The sequence below is a fragment of the Sulfurospirillum multivorans DSM 12446 genome (assembly GCF_000568815.1).
Classification (GTDB): Bacteria; Campylobacterota; Campylobacteria; order Campylobacterales; family Sulfurospirillaceae; genus Sulfurospirillum; species Sulfurospirillum multivorans.
This window is the reverse complement of record NZ_CP007201.1, coordinates 2,106,849-2,122,581: the sequence shown is the minus strand read 5'-3', so window position 1 is coordinate 2,122,581 and position 15,733 is coordinate 2,106,849. Positions and strand designations below refer to the sequence as shown.

18 protein-coding genes are annotated in these 15,733 nt (G+C 43.2%); 9 read left to right on the top strand and 9 right to left on the bottom strand.

What is annotated here, in order from left to right; all coding sequences use genetic code 11:
- The first annotated feature begins 78 nt into the window (after positions 1 to 78).
- Positions 79 to 768 carry a SapC family protein gene (locus SMUL_RS11020; protein ID WP_025345313.1) on the top strand — a complete coding sequence of 230 codons (690 nt, stop codon included), beginning with the start codon at positions 79 to 81 and terminating at the stop codon, positions 766 to 768.
- Between the two features lie 66 nt (positions 769 to 834).
- Here the strand turns inward: SMUL_RS11020 and SMUL_RS11015 are convergent, their stop codons facing one another.
- Positions 835 to 1,518, bottom strand: coding sequence for a flavodoxin family protein (locus tag SMUL_RS11015; RefSeq protein ID WP_025345312.1), 684 nt, complete (start codon positions 1,516 to 1,518; stop codon positions 835 to 837).
- 113 nt (positions 1,519 to 1,631) lie between these two features.
- On the opposite strand from SMUL_RS11015, the gene SMUL_RS11010 reads away from it, so the two are divergent.
- Positions 1,632 to 1,994, top strand: a complete 363-nt coding sequence (locus SMUL_RS11010; protein WP_025345311.1) for a winged helix-turn-helix transcriptional regulator — start codon at positions 1,632 to 1,634, stop codon at positions 1,992 to 1,994.
- 45 nt (positions 1,995 to 2,039) lie between these two features.
- Here the strand turns inward: SMUL_RS11010 and SMUL_RS11005 are convergent, their stop codons facing one another.
- Both SMUL_RS11005 and rpoD read right to left on the bottom strand, forming a co-directional pair.
- The gene (locus tag SMUL_RS11005; protein WP_025345310.1) at positions 2,040 to 2,726 is read right to left on the bottom strand and encodes a hypothetical protein; all 687 of its coding nucleotides are present in this window, start codon (positions 2,724 to 2,726) and stop codon (positions 2,040 to 2,042) included.
- Positions 2,727 to 2,729: 3 nt separating this feature from the next.
- On the bottom strand, positions 2,730 to 4,586 hold the full coding sequence (gene rpoD / locus SMUL_RS11000; RefSeq protein WP_025345309.1) for an RNA polymerase sigma factor RpoD: 1,857 nt from the start codon (positions 4,584 to 4,586) through the stop codon (positions 2,730 to 2,732).
- 173 nt (positions 4,587 to 4,759) lie between these two features.
- On the opposite strand from rpoD, the gene SMUL_RS10995 reads away from it, so the two are divergent.
- From SMUL_RS10995 to SMUL_RS10980, 5 genes are read left to right on the top strand one after another with little or no spacing between them, the layout of a single operon-like run.
- Positions 4,760 to 5,563, top strand: a complete 804-nt coding sequence (locus SMUL_RS10995; protein WP_025345308.1) for a flagellar hook-basal body protein — start codon at positions 4,760 to 4,762, stop codon at positions 5,561 to 5,563.
- Positions 5,564 to 5,580: 17 nt separating this feature from the next.
- Positions 5,581 to 6,369 (top strand): flagellar basal-body rod protein FlgG, encoded by a 789-nt coding sequence (gene flgG, locus SMUL_RS10990; RefSeq protein WP_025345307.1) that lies wholly within the window; start codon positions 5,581 to 5,583, stop codon positions 6,367 to 6,369.
- A gap of 6 nt (positions 6,370 to 6,375) precedes the next feature.
- Complete coding sequence (locus tag SMUL_RS17260; protein ID WP_169730526.1) at positions 6,376 to 6,546, top strand: hypothetical protein; 171 nt, start codon at positions 6,376 to 6,378, stop codon at positions 6,544 to 6,546.
- Positions 6,547 to 6,569: 23 nt separating this feature from the next.
- A complete protein-coding gene (locus tag SMUL_RS10985; protein ID WP_025345306.1) occupies positions 6,570 to 7,244 on the top strand; it encodes an AzlC family ABC transporter permease in 675 nt (224 codons plus the stop codon).
- Positions 7,234 to 7,557: a branched-chain amino acid transporter permease gene (locus tag SMUL_RS10980; protein WP_025345305.1), complete on the top strand. Its 324-nt coding sequence runs from the start codon at positions 7,234 to 7,236 to the stop codon at positions 7,555 to 7,557. The genes SMUL_RS10985 and SMUL_RS10980 overlap by 11 nt, the downstream gene beginning before the upstream one ends.
- On the opposite strand, the gene SMUL_RS10975 is transcribed toward SMUL_RS10980, so the two are convergent.
- The 6 genes from SMUL_RS10975 to SMUL_RS10950 all read right to left on the bottom strand — a co-directional run bounded on the left by SMUL_RS10975 (position 7,554) and on the right by SMUL_RS10950 (position 14,117).
- Positions 7,554 to 7,892 carry a zinc ribbon domain-containing protein YjdM gene (locus tag SMUL_RS10975; RefSeq protein ID WP_025345304.1) on the bottom strand — a complete coding sequence of 113 codons (339 nt, stop codon included), beginning with the start codon at positions 7,890 to 7,892 and terminating at the stop codon, positions 7,554 to 7,556. The two genes, SMUL_RS10980 and SMUL_RS10975, sit on opposite strands and share 4 nt — an antisense overlap.
- A gap of 56 nt (positions 7,893 to 7,948) precedes the next feature.
- The gene (locus tag SMUL_RS10970; RefSeq protein WP_223809696.1) at positions 7,949 to 8,431 is read right to left on the bottom strand and encodes a hypothetical protein; all 483 of its coding nucleotides are present in this window, start codon (positions 8,429 to 8,431) and stop codon (positions 7,949 to 7,951) included.
- A 240-nt stretch (positions 8,432 to 8,671) separates the two neighbouring features.
- On the bottom strand, positions 8,672 to 10,126 hold the full coding sequence (prpD, locus tag SMUL_RS10965; protein ID WP_025345302.1) for a 2-methylcitrate dehydratase: 1,455 nt from the start codon (positions 10,124 to 10,126) through the stop codon (positions 8,672 to 8,674).
- A 13-nt stretch (positions 10,127 to 10,139) separates the two neighbouring features.
- Entirely contained in the window at positions 10,140 to 11,267 is a 1,128-nt protein-coding gene (gene prpC / locus SMUL_RS10960) for a bifunctional 2-methylcitrate synthase/citrate synthase (RefSeq protein WP_025345301.1), read from the bottom strand.
- Between the two features lie 55 nt (positions 11,268 to 11,322).
- Positions 11,323 to 12,204, bottom strand: a complete 882-nt coding sequence (gene prpB, locus SMUL_RS10955) for a methylisocitrate lyase (protein WP_025345300.1) — start codon at positions 12,202 to 12,204, stop codon at positions 11,323 to 11,325.
- A 2-nt stretch (positions 12,205 to 12,206) separates the two neighbouring features.
- Entirely contained in the window at positions 12,207 to 14,117 is a 1,911-nt protein-coding gene (locus tag SMUL_RS10950) for a propionyl-CoA synthetase (protein ID WP_025345299.1), read from the bottom strand.
- A 158-nt stretch (positions 14,118 to 14,275) separates the two neighbouring features.
- On the opposite strand from SMUL_RS10950, the gene SMUL_RS10945 reads away from it, so the two are divergent.
- A complete protein-coding gene (locus SMUL_RS10945) occupies positions 14,276 to 15,226 on the top strand; it encodes a hypothetical protein (RefSeq protein WP_025345298.1) in 951 nt (316 codons plus the stop codon).
- A gap of 90 nt (positions 15,227 to 15,316) precedes the next feature.
- Positions 15,317 to 15,733 (top strand): DUF1924 domain-containing protein, encoded by a 417-nt coding sequence (locus SMUL_RS10940; RefSeq protein ID WP_025345297.1) that lies wholly within the window; start codon positions 15,317 to 15,319, stop codon positions 15,731 to 15,733.

Genomic DNA, 15,733 nt, shown 5'->3' with positions numbered 1-15,733 from the left:
CTTCCCCTACAGTGAAATTTTGCCCTTAAAATGGTATGATGCTCAAACATATTACGATCACTTAGAGGAACATAACCTATGGCATTGCATATTATCAACCAACCGCAAGATCAAACCAAAGCTGTCAATGACGCCCTTGGCTATCCAAACTTAGAGACGATGATAAGCGTTCCTTTGGGCATTGGAGAGTTTTACGAAGCGTGCAAGGACTATCCGATTTTATTTACGAAAAATAAAGAAGGGGACTGGCTTGCCATCGCGTTACTTGGTTTTAACGATAAAAACGTCTACTTAGATGAGACCCGTCGTTTTAAAAAAGGCAAATACCTTCCTGCTTTTTTGAGACGTTATCCGTTTATTTTGGTTCAAAATGAGGGAAAAGAGGGCTTTTCTTTAGGTATTGAAGAAGAGGCTTTGGAAGCATTAAACGCCTCAAATCAACCAAGAGCGCTTTTTAAAGAGGACAAAACGCCGAGCGATTTGACCAAAAACACGTTGGATTTTCTCATTCGTTTCCAAGGCGAATTGCAAGCGTGCAGCGCTTTTGTTAAAGAACTCGAAGCATGGGAGCTTTTGGTGGAAAAAAGTGCCACTGTTCTGGATGAAGAGGGTAAAACACATACCATCAATGGCTTTTTTACGCTCAATGAAGAAAAACTGAACCACCTAAGTGAGAAGAAAAAACTCGACATCTGCAAAAAAGGAGCGACTCCTTTTATGACTGCGCATCTGATCTCGCTGAGCAATATCAGACGATTGGGTTTGTAGGATTTTGAACCTTAAAAGCGGTTACATGTAAAGGTTTCACTCTTACATGTAAACGCAAATCTTCTTCTAATGTGGCGCCATTTCACTGCAAAACGTAGGTGAAACACCTAGCGTGGCAAAGCGAACTCCCATATCAAACGCTTTTTCGCAATCTTTTGGGAACACATCTTTACGCCTTTGGGCTTTGTGCGGTTCGCTAAAAGCGGTTACTTCGTATTTGGAGTAGTCTTTAAACTGGTAGGTATCGGTGACATAGAGTGCTTCGGAAGAGCCAAATATACTGCCCAGTCTTTTTTCAAGACCACTAAGCGCTTCAACATAACCCCATTCTCGCATTCGTTTTTCATCTAAATTCATCGTGTACATCAACCCTATGGGTATTTTTCGAGGGAACAAAGAAGAGTAATTGACATCGTAAAGGGTGTATTGAAAGGCTAAACGTTCGATGAAAGAGCGCATCATTCCGGTGATATTTCCAAAGTAAATGGGTGAGCCTAAGAGAATGGCATCTGCATCTCGTAGTTTTTCTAAAAGAGGTTTGAGCTCATCTTTGTGCGTGCATTTTCCATAGGATTTTCCACTTTTGAGTTTACAGGCGAAGCAGCTTACACAGCCTTGATAGTTGAGGTCGTAAAGGTGAATCAGCTCTGTTTGAGCACCATTTTTTGCTGCGCCTTCAAGGGCATTTTTAAGCAGGGTTGTGGTATTGGCATTTTTACGTGGACTTCCATTGATCGCTACAATTTTCATCGGTATTCCTTCTAAAGATTTTGTTGAATTGAATTATAGGGTTATTTATGACTTAAGTATAGAATGAACTTTTTAGTTATATACTAACCAAAAGGGAAGTAACGGAGCAAAAAATGGAAAATTTCAGCGATAAATACGAAAAATGTCCGATGTATTATGCGATGTCGATTCTAGAGGGAAAGTGGAAGTGGATTATTTTGTGGAAGATATCTGAGACAAAAGTCATACGCTACAATCGTTTAAAAGAGATGCTACAGCCCATCGCGCATAAAACGTTGAGTCAGCAGCTCAAGGAGCTTGAGAGCCATAACATCATTCACAGAGAGCAGTACAACCAAGTGCCTCCCAAAGTAGAATACTCGCTCACTCCAGAGGGCGAAACACTTATACCGATTTTAAGTTTGATGTATCAGTGGGGAAAAGAGCACATGAAACCAGGTGAAGCGCTTGATGGAGGAGCATGTTTAAGCTCTTAAATGAAGGTTACATGTAAAGCCAAATGACTTTACATGTAAAGATTTCTAGGAAACCATGGCTGAGTGAATCAGTGTTTCGTCGTTTTCAAAGTGAATCGTACAGTTACCTTTTACGGCAATCTCTTCGATGCTTTTTTCGTAGTTTCTATCCCTGTTATCGCCTTTAATGGAGATGGAAAAAATTGGGTATTTTTTGGTGTTAAAACGGATGTATTCACCTGTAATAAGCGATAAGCGCGTCGTAATGACCGAAGAGGTGATGTGTGACTGGTAGACCTTGGTCAGCAGTTTCATAAAGTCTTCAACTTTGAGGCGAACATCGGGAAACGTGGGGTCGAACTCTTTTTTAAATTTGATCGTTGAGTTGGTGGATGAGGCACTGATGCACAGATCAAGGAGTGCGTAGATGTTGACACTTTCGCCGTACTCTTCAACGTTGGCAAACTTTTTGGTAGCACTTTTGTAAAGCTTGATGCCGATAGATGTCTCATCATCATACCCCACCGTAATGGCGTAAAATTTGTATGAACTAAAGGCGATGTCGACGATGGTCGTTTTAAAACCATAGGTCATGCTCGCATAGGTCTGGGCAATGTCGAAGATTTTTTTATGGTTGACCTCACCAAGAAGGTATTGCGCTTCTTGGTTGAGGGAGATGATCTTGCCAGTGTTATCAAAAACAATGAAAGGATTGTAGTCGTGCTCAATCCACGCTTCTGCGAAACTACTCATAGACTAGCTCTCGATATAGTTTTTAAGTTTACGTCCAACTTTTGGATGTTTGAGCTTTTTAATCGCAGAACTCTCGATCTGGCGGACACGCTCACGCGTTACGTTAAGCTCTTTACCGATCTCTTCAAGCGTACGGTCGCTCTCATCGTGCATCAAACCAAAACGCATACGAATGACGGCTTTTTCACGATCATTGAGTTGATCGAGCACTTCATCGATTTGATCTTTAAGATCTGATTTCAAGATGTGGTCGATTGGGGCGATGGAGCTTTTATCTTCAACGAAATCGCCAAATTTACCATCGTCTTCGTTACCAATAGGCGCTTCCAACGAAATAGGCTCTTTGGTGATTTTTATAACGTTTTTAACTTTATCGGCACTCAGACCCACTTCCAATGCAATGGTTTCGATGTCAGGCTCTTTGCCTTCTTCTTGAAGGTGTTTACGAATGATCTTGTTGATACGATTAATCGTCTCGATCATGTGGATCGGAATACGAATCGTACGCGCTTGATCGGCAATGGCACGTGAAATGGCTTGTCTGATCCACCATGTCGCGTAGGTTGAGAATTTGTACCCTTTTTTGTACTCAAATTTATCGACCGCTTTCATCAAACCGATGTTACCTTCTTGAATCAAGTCTAAGAATGGTAAACCCCTGTTGGTGTAACGTTTTGCGATGGAAACCACCAGACGAAGGTTACTTTTTGCCATACGCGTTTTAGACTCGTCGGCAATTTTTTTACCGCGCTTGATCTGCTCAAGAACCTCTTTGAGTTTCTCAGGATCAAGATCAAAGCCTTGTTTGCTGGCTTCCTTAGTTTGGAAAAGCTTTTTGATCTCCATGTAGGTCGAAACCATCGTCGCTTCGGGAACCATCGTCGTGATGTCTTCTTTGGTGAGATCAACGATGTTGGTTAAAAGTTTAACGTGATTTTCTCTGAGGGTATCGTTGAAAAGGGGCAAACGGTACTCTAAACGTTTAAGCTCCTTGTCAAATTCAAAGTCACTTTTAAGCGCTGTTTCCATAGATTTTACAAGCTCGTTAATTAACTTACTGGTAGGTCCAAGATCCATCAATGCGTCTTTAAGCAATTTCTTTTTGTACGCAAGGCCTAGATCGTAGTTCATCATCTCTTCAGCATCATCCAAGTTCTCTTCAGGTGGTCTGGTAAGACTCTTAAGCCAATCTTTTTTCGCTTTTTCAAGGGACTTAAAGCTTTCGATGACTTTTTCAGTTCTCGTGTTGTCTTTTTTCGAGAAGGTTTTTTTCTCTTCCCCTTCTTCGCCTTCTTCTTCATCAAACTCTTCATCATCATCGCCATCGTCGCTGTCATCTTCAAAGGTTTTGAAAAGCTCTTTAACACGACGCTCACGGTTGATCAGCGCTTCTTTATAGTCTAGAATAAAGTCGATAAGATACGGAACAGAGCAGAACGCATCGATGATGATGTCTTCACCAAATTCAATTTTTTTGCTGATGTCGATCTCTTCATCTTTCGTTAAAAGTGAGATTTGTCCCATTTCACGAAGATACATTCGCACAGGACTATCGCTGCGTGACCACTCTAACAGCTCTTTTTCGCTCGCAAGATCAAACTCTTCTTCAAGGGCATCATCTTTGATTTTTTGGCGCTCTTCTTCGCGTCTTCGTGCCTCTTCTTTGTTGCGCATTTTGGCAATTTCAGCTGAAGAGATAAGGGTAACTTTGTATTTTTCTAAAAGGCTCATCAGTTTTTTAACGTTTGCAGGGGTAGGTGGCTTTACAAAAAGATCCATGACATTTTCGTAAGTGACGTATGCTTTTTCATTTTCTGCAAAAAGTTCTTCTAATGCGGTATAGAGTTCTTTTGAAGCCATAAGTGTGACTCTCCTTGAGTAAGGTGTATGGAGGTGGAAATTTCTTGTTTTCTTTAATAAAAGATGTGGATTATACCGAGTTTTCTTTTAAATGACGTTAAAAAATTATTTTGGCAAAGTGGAACGGGAGTTGCTTCAAGTAAGGAAAGATTTTAAAAACAGCGGGAAAAACAATGCAAAGTAGCTACTACAGCGTTACAGGAGCGATGGTCACTCAGTTTAATAAACTCGACCTTATCTCCAATAACCTTGCCAATTTAAATACCACCGCCTTTAAAAGAGACGATGTCGTTGTCGGAGATTTTAAACGTATTTTTCAAGAATACAAAGATGAGATGCCCATCAAAGATAACACCAAAGATGCGAGCAAGTTTATGAATGCCGTGGGGGTCAGAGTGCCTCAAGTGGTTGAAGAGTATGTGAAGTACCAACAAGGTGGCATTAAACGAACGGGAAATGCGTTGGATCTTGCACTGAAGCGTGAAGATGCCTTTTTTATGGTGGAAACTCCTAATGGTATTCGCTTGACCCAAAATGGCGCGTTTACGCTCAATTCGGAGGGTATTTTAACAACAAAAGAGGGCTATCCTGTTTTGCCAGCGACCTATTTTCAAAATCAGCAGTACATCACCATTCCTGATGATGGAGAGTTTAGAGTCGATAAAGCAGGTGGCGTTTACAACAGAGAAGATCAAATAGGCAATCTCATGATCGTTCAAAGTGATGACATTAAATCATTGCTCAAAGAGGGTGCGAGTTTTTATACCTTTAAAAGCACCGATGAGTTAACGCAACTGGAAGATGGAAATCTAATAGAACAAGGTTTTTTAGAGACCAGCAATATCAATCCTGTAACGGAAATGGTTGGGCTTATTGAGTCAAATCGTATGGTGGAAATGTACCAAAAAGTGATGAAATCGCACATGAACGATCTTAACTCAGAAGCCATCTCAAAACTTGCCTCGACCAAAGCATAAAAAATAAGGAATAACGCATGATACGATCACTTTACACAGCAGCAACGGGTATGATCGCGCAACAAACGCAGATCGATACCACCACAAACAATATTTCAAACGTCAATACCATTGGTTATAAAAAACAACGCGCTGAGTTTGCAGACTTGATGTACCAAACCATGACCTATGCAGGAACATCAACGAGCGGTACTTCGGTTTCTCCAACGGGTATTGAAATCGGTCTAGGTGTGCGCCCAACAGCGATTGCAAAGCAATTTACCCAAGGTAACTTTAAAGAGACTGGTAACTCGTTGGATATGGCAATTACGGGGAATGGCTTTTTTCAAATAGAGCTTCCTGATGGCACGACAGGGTATACACGAAATGGTTCGTTTAAACTCGATGCCGATGGAAATATCGTCAACAGTGATGGGTATCAGCTTATCCCAAATATCGTCATTCCTGAAGATGCCACGGAGATTAATATCAGCGTTGATGGTATTGTCTCGGTTCTACAATCGGGTCAAACTGCAACAACGGAGATTGGTCAGATCGAGCTTGCTAACTTTATCAACCCCGCAGGTCTTCACTCTTTGGGCGATAACAACTACATCAACACCACCGCTTCAGGCGATCCTATCTTGGATACTCCGGGCTTAAACGGTATTGGACAAGTCAGACAACAATTTGTTGAGATGAGTAATGTCGAACTTGTCGAAGAGATGACCGATCTTATCATCGGGCAAAGGGCGTATGAGGCGAACTCAAAAGCTATTACGACCAGTGACGAGATGCTTCAAACTGTAAACGCACTCAAATCATAATATACGATGCTTATTTTTATACCATTTTTGATCGTAATCGCGCTCATTGTCGCGATCGATCAAATCTATTTTAGTGATGCAACACCTAAAGAGAGTGCGTCTAAAAAAGTGCTACAGCAAAAGTCAAGCGATGCGAATGCCACCCAAAAGTATTTGGATCGCTATATCAAAAAATAATCTTTACATGTAAAAGAAGACGTATGAATTTTTTGGCTATTTTTAAACTCACGATTCCTGTTATGATGGGTTACATTCCCCTTGGCATGGCGTTTGGTCTGCTGCTTTCAAAGCTTCTTATTCCGTGGTATTATGCTTTTTTTATGAGTGCTTTTATCTTCGCGGGTTCGGGTCAGTTTTTAGTGCTCACGCTTTTTGCCTCACAAGCAACGATTTTAGAAATTGGCATCGCCACGTTTTTACTCAATTTGCGCCATACGTTTTACGGACTTTCGATGATTTCGACGTTTAAAAATTTTTCATGGAAAAAGCACTACCTCATTTTTGGATTGACCGATGAGACATTTGCGTTGTTAAAAACCACCGAAGTGCCTGAAGCGAATCGTGAGAAAGTGTACCTGCTGATCACCTTTTTAAATCAATGTTATTGGATTGTCGGCAGTGTGGTGGGTGCCATGCTTGGCAACATTTTGCCGTTTAATTACGAAGGCATTGAGTTCTCCTTAACGGCTCTGTTTGTAGTGCTCTCCATTGAGTTGTATAAGAAAAACAGACTGCATAAGCCTTTTTTTGTGGCACTGATTATCGGGCTGTTTGGCATGGTGCTATTTCCACCGCAGAAAATGCTGATTTTATCGCTGTGCGCCGCCGCTTTTGTGTTGATCGTTTTTAAGAGGAGTATGGAAAATGGAAAGTAGTTACATCATCGGAAGTATCGCTGTTGCGGCTGTTTTAACCTATGTAACGCGCATCATCCCATTTTTACTCTTTCGTACACGCGAGCCTTCGCCGCTGATTAAATACATCGAACTCAATATGCCGCTCATGATTATGGTCATTTTGGTCTTTTACGCGCTGAAAGATGTGAAGTGGGAAAGTTATCCGTATGGTTTAGCAGAAATCATTGGCGTCGGTGTTGCGATTGCTTTACATGTAAAGTTTAAAAACGCCCTTTTGAGCATTTTTGTCGCAACACTAACGTATATGATTTTAATTCAAAAAGTACTTTAAGCTTTTTTGACAAACTCCGATTTAAGCCCCATCGCGCCAATGCCATCGACTTTACAGTCCAAATTATGGTCGCTCTCGTAATTTAAACGGATGTTTTTAACTTTGGTGCCACCTTTGATAACCGCAGAAGAGCCTTTGAGCTTGAGGTCTTTGATGAGCACAATGGTGTCGCCATCAGCCAAAATAGCGCCGTGTGCATCTTTGATGATTGCCGCAGACTCTTCGTTTGTCGTAGCATCTTTAGACCACTCATGAGCACATTCAGGACAGATGATCATCTCGCCATCTTCGTAGGTATATTCACAATTGCATTTTGGACAAGCAGGTAATTGCATCGTAATCTCTCTTTATTGTTTTGCAGCAGTATGCCAAAACTCGTCTCAAAAAGAGATTAGTGATTGAAGATACGTGGGAATTCGCGGTCTCTTTCATAGCGTTTCATCTTCTCTTCGTAACGATCAATCGCACTTTGCATATCGCGGGCAAATTCGTAGTCGATAATATAATCTTTTTGGTTTACATGTAAAGTTTGCATCCCTTGCAATGCCGCGTCATACAGCAATGCTTCCTTGATCGTTTCTGCGTTTCCATTGGTCAGACGACGAATATCATGACCCAAACCCGTCACCCACAAATCCATAAATTCAACCCGAAATGGCAAGACTTTTCCCCACGTTTGCTCCACTAAAACACTGTTTTTCAGTGAAAATTCATGAAACATAATGGTGTCACGATCAGGATCGTAAACTGCAATAATTTGGTTTGGCATGGGACTCAAAACGGGATTGATCGTTGCTAAATCGACTACTTTTGGGGCACAGCCACTGAATATAAAAGTTGCGAATAGAAGAATGGTCATCATCAATGTACGCATAAAAAGTCCTTACATGTAAAAACGAGATATGCTATTGTACATTAGAAATGTTAATAAGACTTTGGGAAGAAGAAGCCCCTTTGAAAAGGGCTTTTGAATAGAATTTTGCAAAATTCTAAACACGTCTTTAAAGCAAAGCTCTAAAGACTACGTTAACACTGAGTTCTCTTCGGCAGAGTGCCCACGCACCTTTGGTGCTTTAGACTTCTTACAAAATGAGTTTTGTAAGAAGTCTAATGTTTAAAGTGCAAAGAGGTCGCTAAATTCGTTGAAATTCATGGCTTCAAGGCTTGCTTGATTTTCACATGCTTTTTCGATTGTCGCACACTGTTTTGGGCTGAGTCTTCCTGCTAGATTGTGTTTGAATTTTGAGATCAAAAGAGGAATACCATCTTTTCGTCTTCGTTTATGTCCTATGGGGTACTCGACTTCAACTTTCTCGCTTTTTGTACCATCTTTGTAGAAGATTTGCACGGCATTGGCGATGGAGCGTTTATCGGCTTCAAGATACTCTTTGGTGTAACGTGCATCGACCACGACTTCCATTTTATCGCGAAGTTTATCAACACGAGGATCGTTGGCATACAGATCTTCGTAGTGTTCTGCGATCAAATTACCATGAATCAGCGGAATGGCAACCATATACTGAATGCAGTGGTCACGATCGGCTGGATTGGCAAGAGGACCTACTTTGTTGATGATGCGATGACCGGATTCTTGGGTGGTAATGATGATTTTTTCAATGGTATCAAGCTTCTCTTTGACTTCATCATGCAATTTTACGGCACACTCAACCGCTGTTTGAGCATGAAATTCGGCTGGGAAGCTGATTTTGAAAAGGACTTGCTCCATGACATAGCTTCCAAAAGGTTGTGGAATGGTAAGTTTCTTCCCTCCCATCTTAACATCTTCATACCCCCAAAATTTCGCACTCAGCGCTGAGGGATAACCCATCTCTCCTGCGAGTGCTTTAAGCGCAAGATTCACACCACGACTGCTCGCATCGCCTGCCGCCCATGATTTACGCGAACCTGTATTGGGTGCATGGCGATAACAACGAAGTGCTCCCCCATCGACCCATGCGTGTGAGACAGCATTACGAATCTCTTCAAATGTGCCTCCAAGCATGGCAGCAGCCACCGCCGTGGAAGCCACACGCACCAAAAGCACATGATCCATTCCCTCTTTGTTGAAGCAGTTTTCAAGCGCTAAAATACCTTGAATTTCATGCGCTTTGATCATTGCAGTTAAAATGTCTTTGACTTTAAGGGGCGCTTTTCCCTCACTGATATTGCGACGGCTGATGTAATCGCCCACCGCCCAGATAGCGCCTAAGTTATCGCTAGGATGTCCCCATTCCGCCGCTAACCATGTGTCGTTAAAATCAAGCCATCGCACCATCGTCCCTACGTTAAACGCGGCACGCTCAGGATCAAGCTGATACGAAGTTCCTGGCACTTTTGCCCCCAAGTGTGGCATAGAAGCACCAGGGACGACGGGACCTAAAAGCTTGGTGCATTGCGGGAATTTTAAGCTCAACAGTCCACATCCTAGCGTATCCATCAAACAGTAACGTGCGGTGTCGTACGCATCATCGCTTTTAATAACAAACTCTGAGGCATAGCGTGCAATGTCGGTTAAAAGGGGGTCAAACTCGGGTCGCTTGGTATCTAAAATACCCATATCTGTACTCATACTGTTCCTTTTATTATCGGTTTTTGATGTCAACATAGGCTCGATTTTCGGGTCCTATGTACTCTGAATTGGGGCGAATGAGTTTGTTGTCGCCTCGTTGTTCGACCACATGTGCCGCCCAACCTGCTGTTCGGCTCATCACAAATATTGGCGTAAAATAGGCCGTTGGAATGCCCATGAAATGATAGGTTGAAGCGCTGTAAAAATCAAGATTTGGAAAGAGTTTTTTCTCATCCCACATGATTTTTTCAATGACCTCAGAAATGGGGAAGATGTTTGTATTGCCCACATCGTCTGCTAGTTTGCGTGACCACTCTTTGATGACAATGTTGCGTGGGTCGTTACTCACATAGACACGATGCCCAAAGCCCATAATTTTGGCTTTATTCTCTAGTTTTTCATAAATGCCACGCGTTGCTTCATGCACGGATTTATATTCTGAAATAAGCTCCATCGCCGCTTCATTCGCCCCTCCGTGCAAAGGCCCTCGAAGCACACCAATTGCCGCGGTGATAGCAGAATAGATGTCAGAGAGCGTAGACGCTCCAATGCGTGCAGCAAACGTTGACGCGTTAAATTCATGCTCCGCGTAGAGAATCAACGAGACGTGCATCGCTTTGATCCACAGTTCGCTGGGTTGTTTGTTGTGCAGTTTTTCTAGAAAATAACCACCAATCGTATCTTGGGAGCTGGTCGTGTCAAGCTCTTTGCCATTAACATGGTAATGATGCCAGTAGAGTAAGATGGAGGGAAAAATGCCCATCAAACGGGTAATCTTAGAAGCTTGGTCGCTAAAATTATCGGCTTCTGGTTCTAAACATCCTAGTGTTGAACAGCCAGTGCGCATAATGTCCATTGGGTGAGCGTTTCTAGGCAGTGTGCGAAGCACCACTTTGAGTGCATCGGGTAATGCACGCGCTTTAATAAGCTCTTGTTTATAGGTTTCAAGCTCGCTTTGTGTGGGTAAAACGCCTTTGGTTAAGAGGTAGGAGACCTCTTCAAAGGTTGCATTTTTTGCCAGATCATAGATGTCATAACCTCGATAATTGAGTCCATGCCCTGTTCCGACGGTACAAATTGCAGAACGCCCTGCAACAACACCTGCGAGTCCACCCGTTTTTTTTGTCTCTTTTGCTTCCATTTTTTATCCTTTATACTTTTGTAACATTAGCCACGAGGGCACTCAAGTGGCTGAATTAATTTTGATCTTTACATGTAAACAAAGCGTCAATCTTCTCTTCAAAAGCGTGGTAGTTCAACATGTCGTAAAGCTCTGTACGCGTTTGCATGAGTGGAATCGAATTTTTCTGACTGCCATTTTTTAAGATGTCTTTAAAGACGGTTAAGGCGGCTTGATTCATCGCGCGAAAACCTGAGAGTGGATAGAGCACCATAGCGATTCCAACGGATTCCAACTCGTTACATGTAAAGTAGGGTGTTTGTCCAAATTCGGTGATGTTGGCAAGCACAGGTACTTTAATGATTTTTGTAAATTGTTTGTACTCTTCGAGGGTATGGATCGCTTCGGCAAAGATCATATCAGCCCCTGCTTCAACATACGCTTGAGCACGTTCAAGTGCTGCTGCTTGACCTTCCATGGCGTGTGCATCGGTGCGTGCCATGACGACAAATTCGTCATCGATTTTGCCGTCCATCGCAGCTTTGATGCGATCACACATCTCTTCTTTGCTCACGAGTTCTTTATTGGGACGATGACCGCAACGTTTTTGAGCGACTTGATCTTCGATGTGACATGCCGCCGCACCTGCACGGGTCAGTTCTTTGATGGTACGCGCGATGTTAAACGCACCTCCCCAGCCTGTATCCGCATCAACCAACAGAGGCAATGAACTCGCACTGGTGATGCGTCTGACATCGATGCAGACATCTTCTAAATTGGTCATACCCAGATCGGGTAGCCCGATGCTCGCATTCGCAACGCCTGCACCACTGAGGTAAAGGGCTTTATGACCCACGCGCTCTGCTTGCATCGCACTGTAGGCGTTGATGACACCGACGATTTGAAGCGGATGATTCTCTTTAACGGCTTTTCTAAACTGTGCACCTGCGCTCTTCATACTCATTTTTTTCCTTTTTTAGGGATGGGGTATCCCAGTTTTCCGATGGATGTTTGAATTTCTGCTAACACGCTTTCATCTTCAATGGTAGAAGGTATACTCCACTCTTTACCATCTGCGATGGATCGCATGGTGGCTCTGAGTATCTTACCACTACGTGTTTTAGGCAATTTTTCGATGACAGTTGCTAGCTTAAGGGCCGCAACCGCGCCGATCTCCTCACGCACCAACTGTACCACACCATCGGCGATAGAGCGATGATCGCGCTCAATGCCATCTTTTAAAACGACAAACGCCATCGGTACTTCACCTTTAAGTTCATCATCCACGCCAATAACAGCACACTCTGCCACATCGGGATGTTTGGAGATAACCTCTTCCATTTCGCCTGTAGAGAGACGGTGTCCTGCGACGTTGATAACGCCATCCATCCTGCCCATAACCCATACATAGCCATCTTCATCGATGTAGCCGCTATCGCCTGTGAGGTAATAGCCTGGGTAAAAGCTAAGGTAGGACTTTTTGTAGCGCGTGTCATCCGACCAAATGCTCATCAAACATGACGGTGGAAGAGGGAGCTTGAGTACCAAGTTGCCCAGTTGGCTTGGTTTGCACTCATTGCCTTGTTCATCGAGTACTTTGAGGTTAAATCCAGGCATTGGTTTGGTGGGAGAACCCGCTTTAATCGGCATCGGGTCAAGTCCCATCGGATTAGCAGCAATCGCCCAACCTGTTTCGGTTTGCCACCAGTGATCAATCGCTGGTTTATTGGTGATTTTGGTGATCCACTCTAACGTATCGCTATCACAACGCTCGCCTGCTAGGAAGATGCTTTTAAGCGCACTGAGGTCATATTTTTTAACCCATTCGCCTTGGCTATCTTCTTTTTTGATCGCACGAAACGCGGTTGGGGCGGCAAAGAGGATATTGACTTTATGCTCACAGCACACTCTCCAAAAAGCCCCAGGATTGGGTGTTCGTACAGGCTTTCCTTCGTACACAACCGTGGTACATCCGTTCATCAGTGGACCATAGACGATGTACGAGTGTCCGACAACCCAACCCACATCACTCGCCGCCCAAAAAACATCACCCGGTTTTGCATTGTAGACATTGTCCATCGACCATTTCATCGCAACGGAGTGACCGCCATTACTGCGGATAACGCCTTTGGGTTTGCCTGTGGTTCCTGAGGTGTAGAGAATGTAAAGCGGATCGGTTGCATCAACAGGAACGCACTCAACCAAGCCTGCTTTTTCTTCTTCAACTTCCCAGTCGATGTCACGCCATGGAAGCATATTGGCGCGCTCTTGCGGACGTTGCCAGATAAGGCAGGTGGTAGGTTTATGGGTCGATTGTTTGATTGCTTCATCCAAAAGCGGTTTGTATTTGATAAGCTTACTGATCTCGATACCGCATGACGCACTGATGATGACACGAGGCTTCGCATCGTCGATGCGTGTGGCGAGTTCGTGCGCTGCAAATCCACCAAACACAACAGAGTGAATCGCCCCAATGCGCGCACATGCAAGCATCGCGATGACGGCTTCGGGAATCATCGGCATGTAGATAACAACGCGATCTCCCTTCACTACACCTTTGTTCACAAGAATGGAAGCGGTTTTGGAGACTCTTTGGCGCAGTTCCCTGTAGGTGTAGGTTTTTTTGGTGTCCGTAACAGGTGAGTCATAAATGATCGCCAGTTGGTCACCTCTGCCATTGTCAATGTGCAAATCCAGCGCATTGTAACAGCTGTTCATGCACCCGCCAACAAACCATCGATAATGGTTGTCGACGACATCTAAGACTTTGTCCCATTGGTGGTACCAATGCACTTTCGTCGCCGCTTGTGCCCAAAATTTCTCTGGGTTCTCAATGGACTCTTTGTAAGTTGACTCATACTTCAATGACACTGACATCTCCTGTAGTACAAATTTTGAACAATTATATAACGACTTAAGGTTGAGTTCAGTGTACTAGTTTTGATTTTTTAAGACAATTTTCAGACATAGATGCTAGACTCGTACAGTTTTTATACATAATGTAGTTAAAAAGTACTAAGGTGAGCTTCATGTACGATAACGCCATCGAGAAAATTGTTGCGATTTACAATCGCTCGGGTCTTAGCATCTCCAAGTTTGCCTCCATCATCAACAAAGACCGCAGAACCCTCACTGCATGGATCGACAAACTGGTCACCAAAGAACCTTCCTCTGAGGTTAAAACTTCCATCTCAAAATTCTTTCGTTATCCTCCTACGATTTGGGAGAGTGAGTGCAATGGGGTTGATTTTGAAGATATGTTGGAGCATATACCAAAAGATGAGATACGCATTATCGATCAAGGGTATGAGGGTGGACTTCGGTACATTTTGGACAAAGAGGCGCAAGATCGATTTGTCATTCATCCACAATTTCCAGGCCCCGCATATCGAGACAAAGTGGTTCCTACACCCTACAAACGGGTGATTTCCGCCGAAGCAGTGGCGCTTAAAAAACTGCGCTATGAACAAATTTCCAATTATGCGTTTGAATCAACCGAGTGGTACTCCATCGAATCGTTGTTGCGTTTTGCCTTTTCACATATAGGCAATTTTTACACAAAGAGTGAAAAAATACAAATCTTAGAGCTCATGCACGACACCTTTTATGACAACTACAACAAAAGCCTCTACTTTTTTGACTCGCATTCCACGAAGATCTACGGCATGGATACGGCGTACATCTCCATCAACGTCAAGCAAAATTTTATGTTTTTCAAAATGCCGATTGACTCTTTGATTGTTGAGATTCAAAACAAAAAATTGATCTACCGCATGCACCGCTACTTTACTTCTGCTTCCCAAGCGCCAAGCCACATCATCCGCACCGATGCTGCTAAGATTCTTCGCATCATTAAAGGCGCCATAGTTTCGGATAAAACGCTGATTGATTGCTACTATGACATCGAAAAACAGACACCATATGGAGCTTTGTTTCTCAACAATATCTCACCGTTTGAGCCACGAACGGATCAGCTCTAACTCTTTACATGTAAAGAAAGTGTAAAGGAAACGTCAACCCTAAATTGACACTGTTGTCCTAAGATTTCAGTATCAATTTAGGAGTTAACCATGAAAAAAACACTCTGTTTTATACTACTGACACTGACATTACTCAATGCTAAAGAGTTCAATGCCCCCATGAAAACCTATATGGATACTTTGAGTGCCGAAGCAAAAGCTGCAAACCCAAGTTTCACGGGCTTTGATGCCAAGCGAGGCGAAACACTTTTTTTCTCCAAACAGACGGGAAAAAAAGGAAGCGAGATGAGTTGCACCACCTGTCATACAATCAATCTCAAAAACGGTGGGCAAAATGTCAATACCAACAAGCCTATCACCGCCCTTGCACCTTCTGCAAATCCTGCACGACTTACCGATGTTGCTGAGGTCGAAAAGTGGCTGAGACGTAATTTTAACGATGTGTTTGCGCGTGAGGGAAGTGCGCTTGAAAAAGGTGACGTGCTCACCTACATCATTAACCAATAA

Excerpts from the sequence above, each read along its gene's own strand:
- SMUL_RS11020 (WP_025345313.1), top strand. The coding sequence starts at position 79 with ATGGCATTGCATATTATCAACCAACCGCAAGATCAAACCAAAGCTGTC.
- SMUL_RS10945 (WP_025345298.1), top strand. The coding sequence starts at position 14,276 with ATGTACGATAACGCCATCGAGAAAATTGTTGCGATTTACAATCGCTCG.
- SMUL_RS10995 (WP_025345308.1), top strand. The coding sequence starts at position 4,760 with ATGCAAAGTAGCTACTACAGCGTTACAGGAGCGATGGTCACTCAGTTT.
- SMUL_RS10985 (WP_025345306.1), top strand. The coding sequence starts at position 6,570 with ATGAATTTTTTGGCTATTTTTAAACTCACGATTCCTGTTATGATGGGT.
- SMUL_RS11005 (WP_025345310.1), bottom strand. The coding sequence starts at position 2,726 with ATGAGTAGTTTCGCAGAAGCGTGGATTGAGCACGACTACAATCCTTTC.
- prpD (WP_025345302.1), bottom strand. The coding sequence starts at position 10,126 with ATGAGTACAGATATGGGTATTTTAGATACCAAGCGACCCGAGTTTGAC.
- SMUL_RS10975 (WP_025345304.1), bottom strand. The coding sequence starts at position 7,892 with ATGCAATTACCTGCTTGTCCAAAATGCAATTGTGAATATACCTACGAA.
- flgG (WP_025345307.1), top strand. The coding sequence starts at position 5,581 with ATGATACGATCACTTTACACAGCAGCAACGGGTATGATCGCGCAACAA.
- SMUL_RS10940 (WP_025345297.1), top strand. The coding sequence starts at position 15,317 with ATGAAAAAAACACTCTGTTTTATACTACTGACACTGACATTACTCAAT.
- rpoD (WP_025345309.1), bottom strand. The coding sequence starts at position 4,586 with ATGGCTTCAAAAGAACTCTATACCGCATTAGAAGAACTTTTTGCAGAA.
- prpC (WP_025345301.1), bottom strand. The coding sequence starts at position 11,267 with ATGGAAGCAAAAGAGACAAAAAAAACGGGTGGACTCGCAGGTGTTGTT.
- SMUL_RS10980 (WP_025345305.1), top strand. The coding sequence starts at position 7,234 with ATGGAAAGTAGTTACATCATCGGAAGTATCGCTGTTGCGGCTGTTTTA.
- SMUL_RS11015 (WP_025345312.1), bottom strand. The coding sequence starts at position 1,518 with ATGAAAATTGTAGCGATCAATGGAAGTCCACGTAAAAATGCCAATACC.
- SMUL_RS17260 (WP_169730526.1), top strand. The coding sequence starts at position 6,376 with ATGCTTATTTTTATACCATTTTTGATCGTAATCGCGCTCATTGTCGCG.
- SMUL_RS10970 (WP_223809696.1), bottom strand. The coding sequence starts at position 8,431 with ATGCGTACATTGATGATGACCATTCTTCTATTCGCAACTTTTATATTC.
- SMUL_RS11010 (WP_025345311.1), top strand. The coding sequence starts at position 1,632 with ATGGAAAATTTCAGCGATAAATACGAAAAATGTCCGATGTATTATGCG.
- prpB (WP_025345300.1), bottom strand. The coding sequence starts at position 12,204 with ATGAAGAGCGCAGGTGCACAGTTTAGAAAAGCCGTTAAAGAGAATCAT.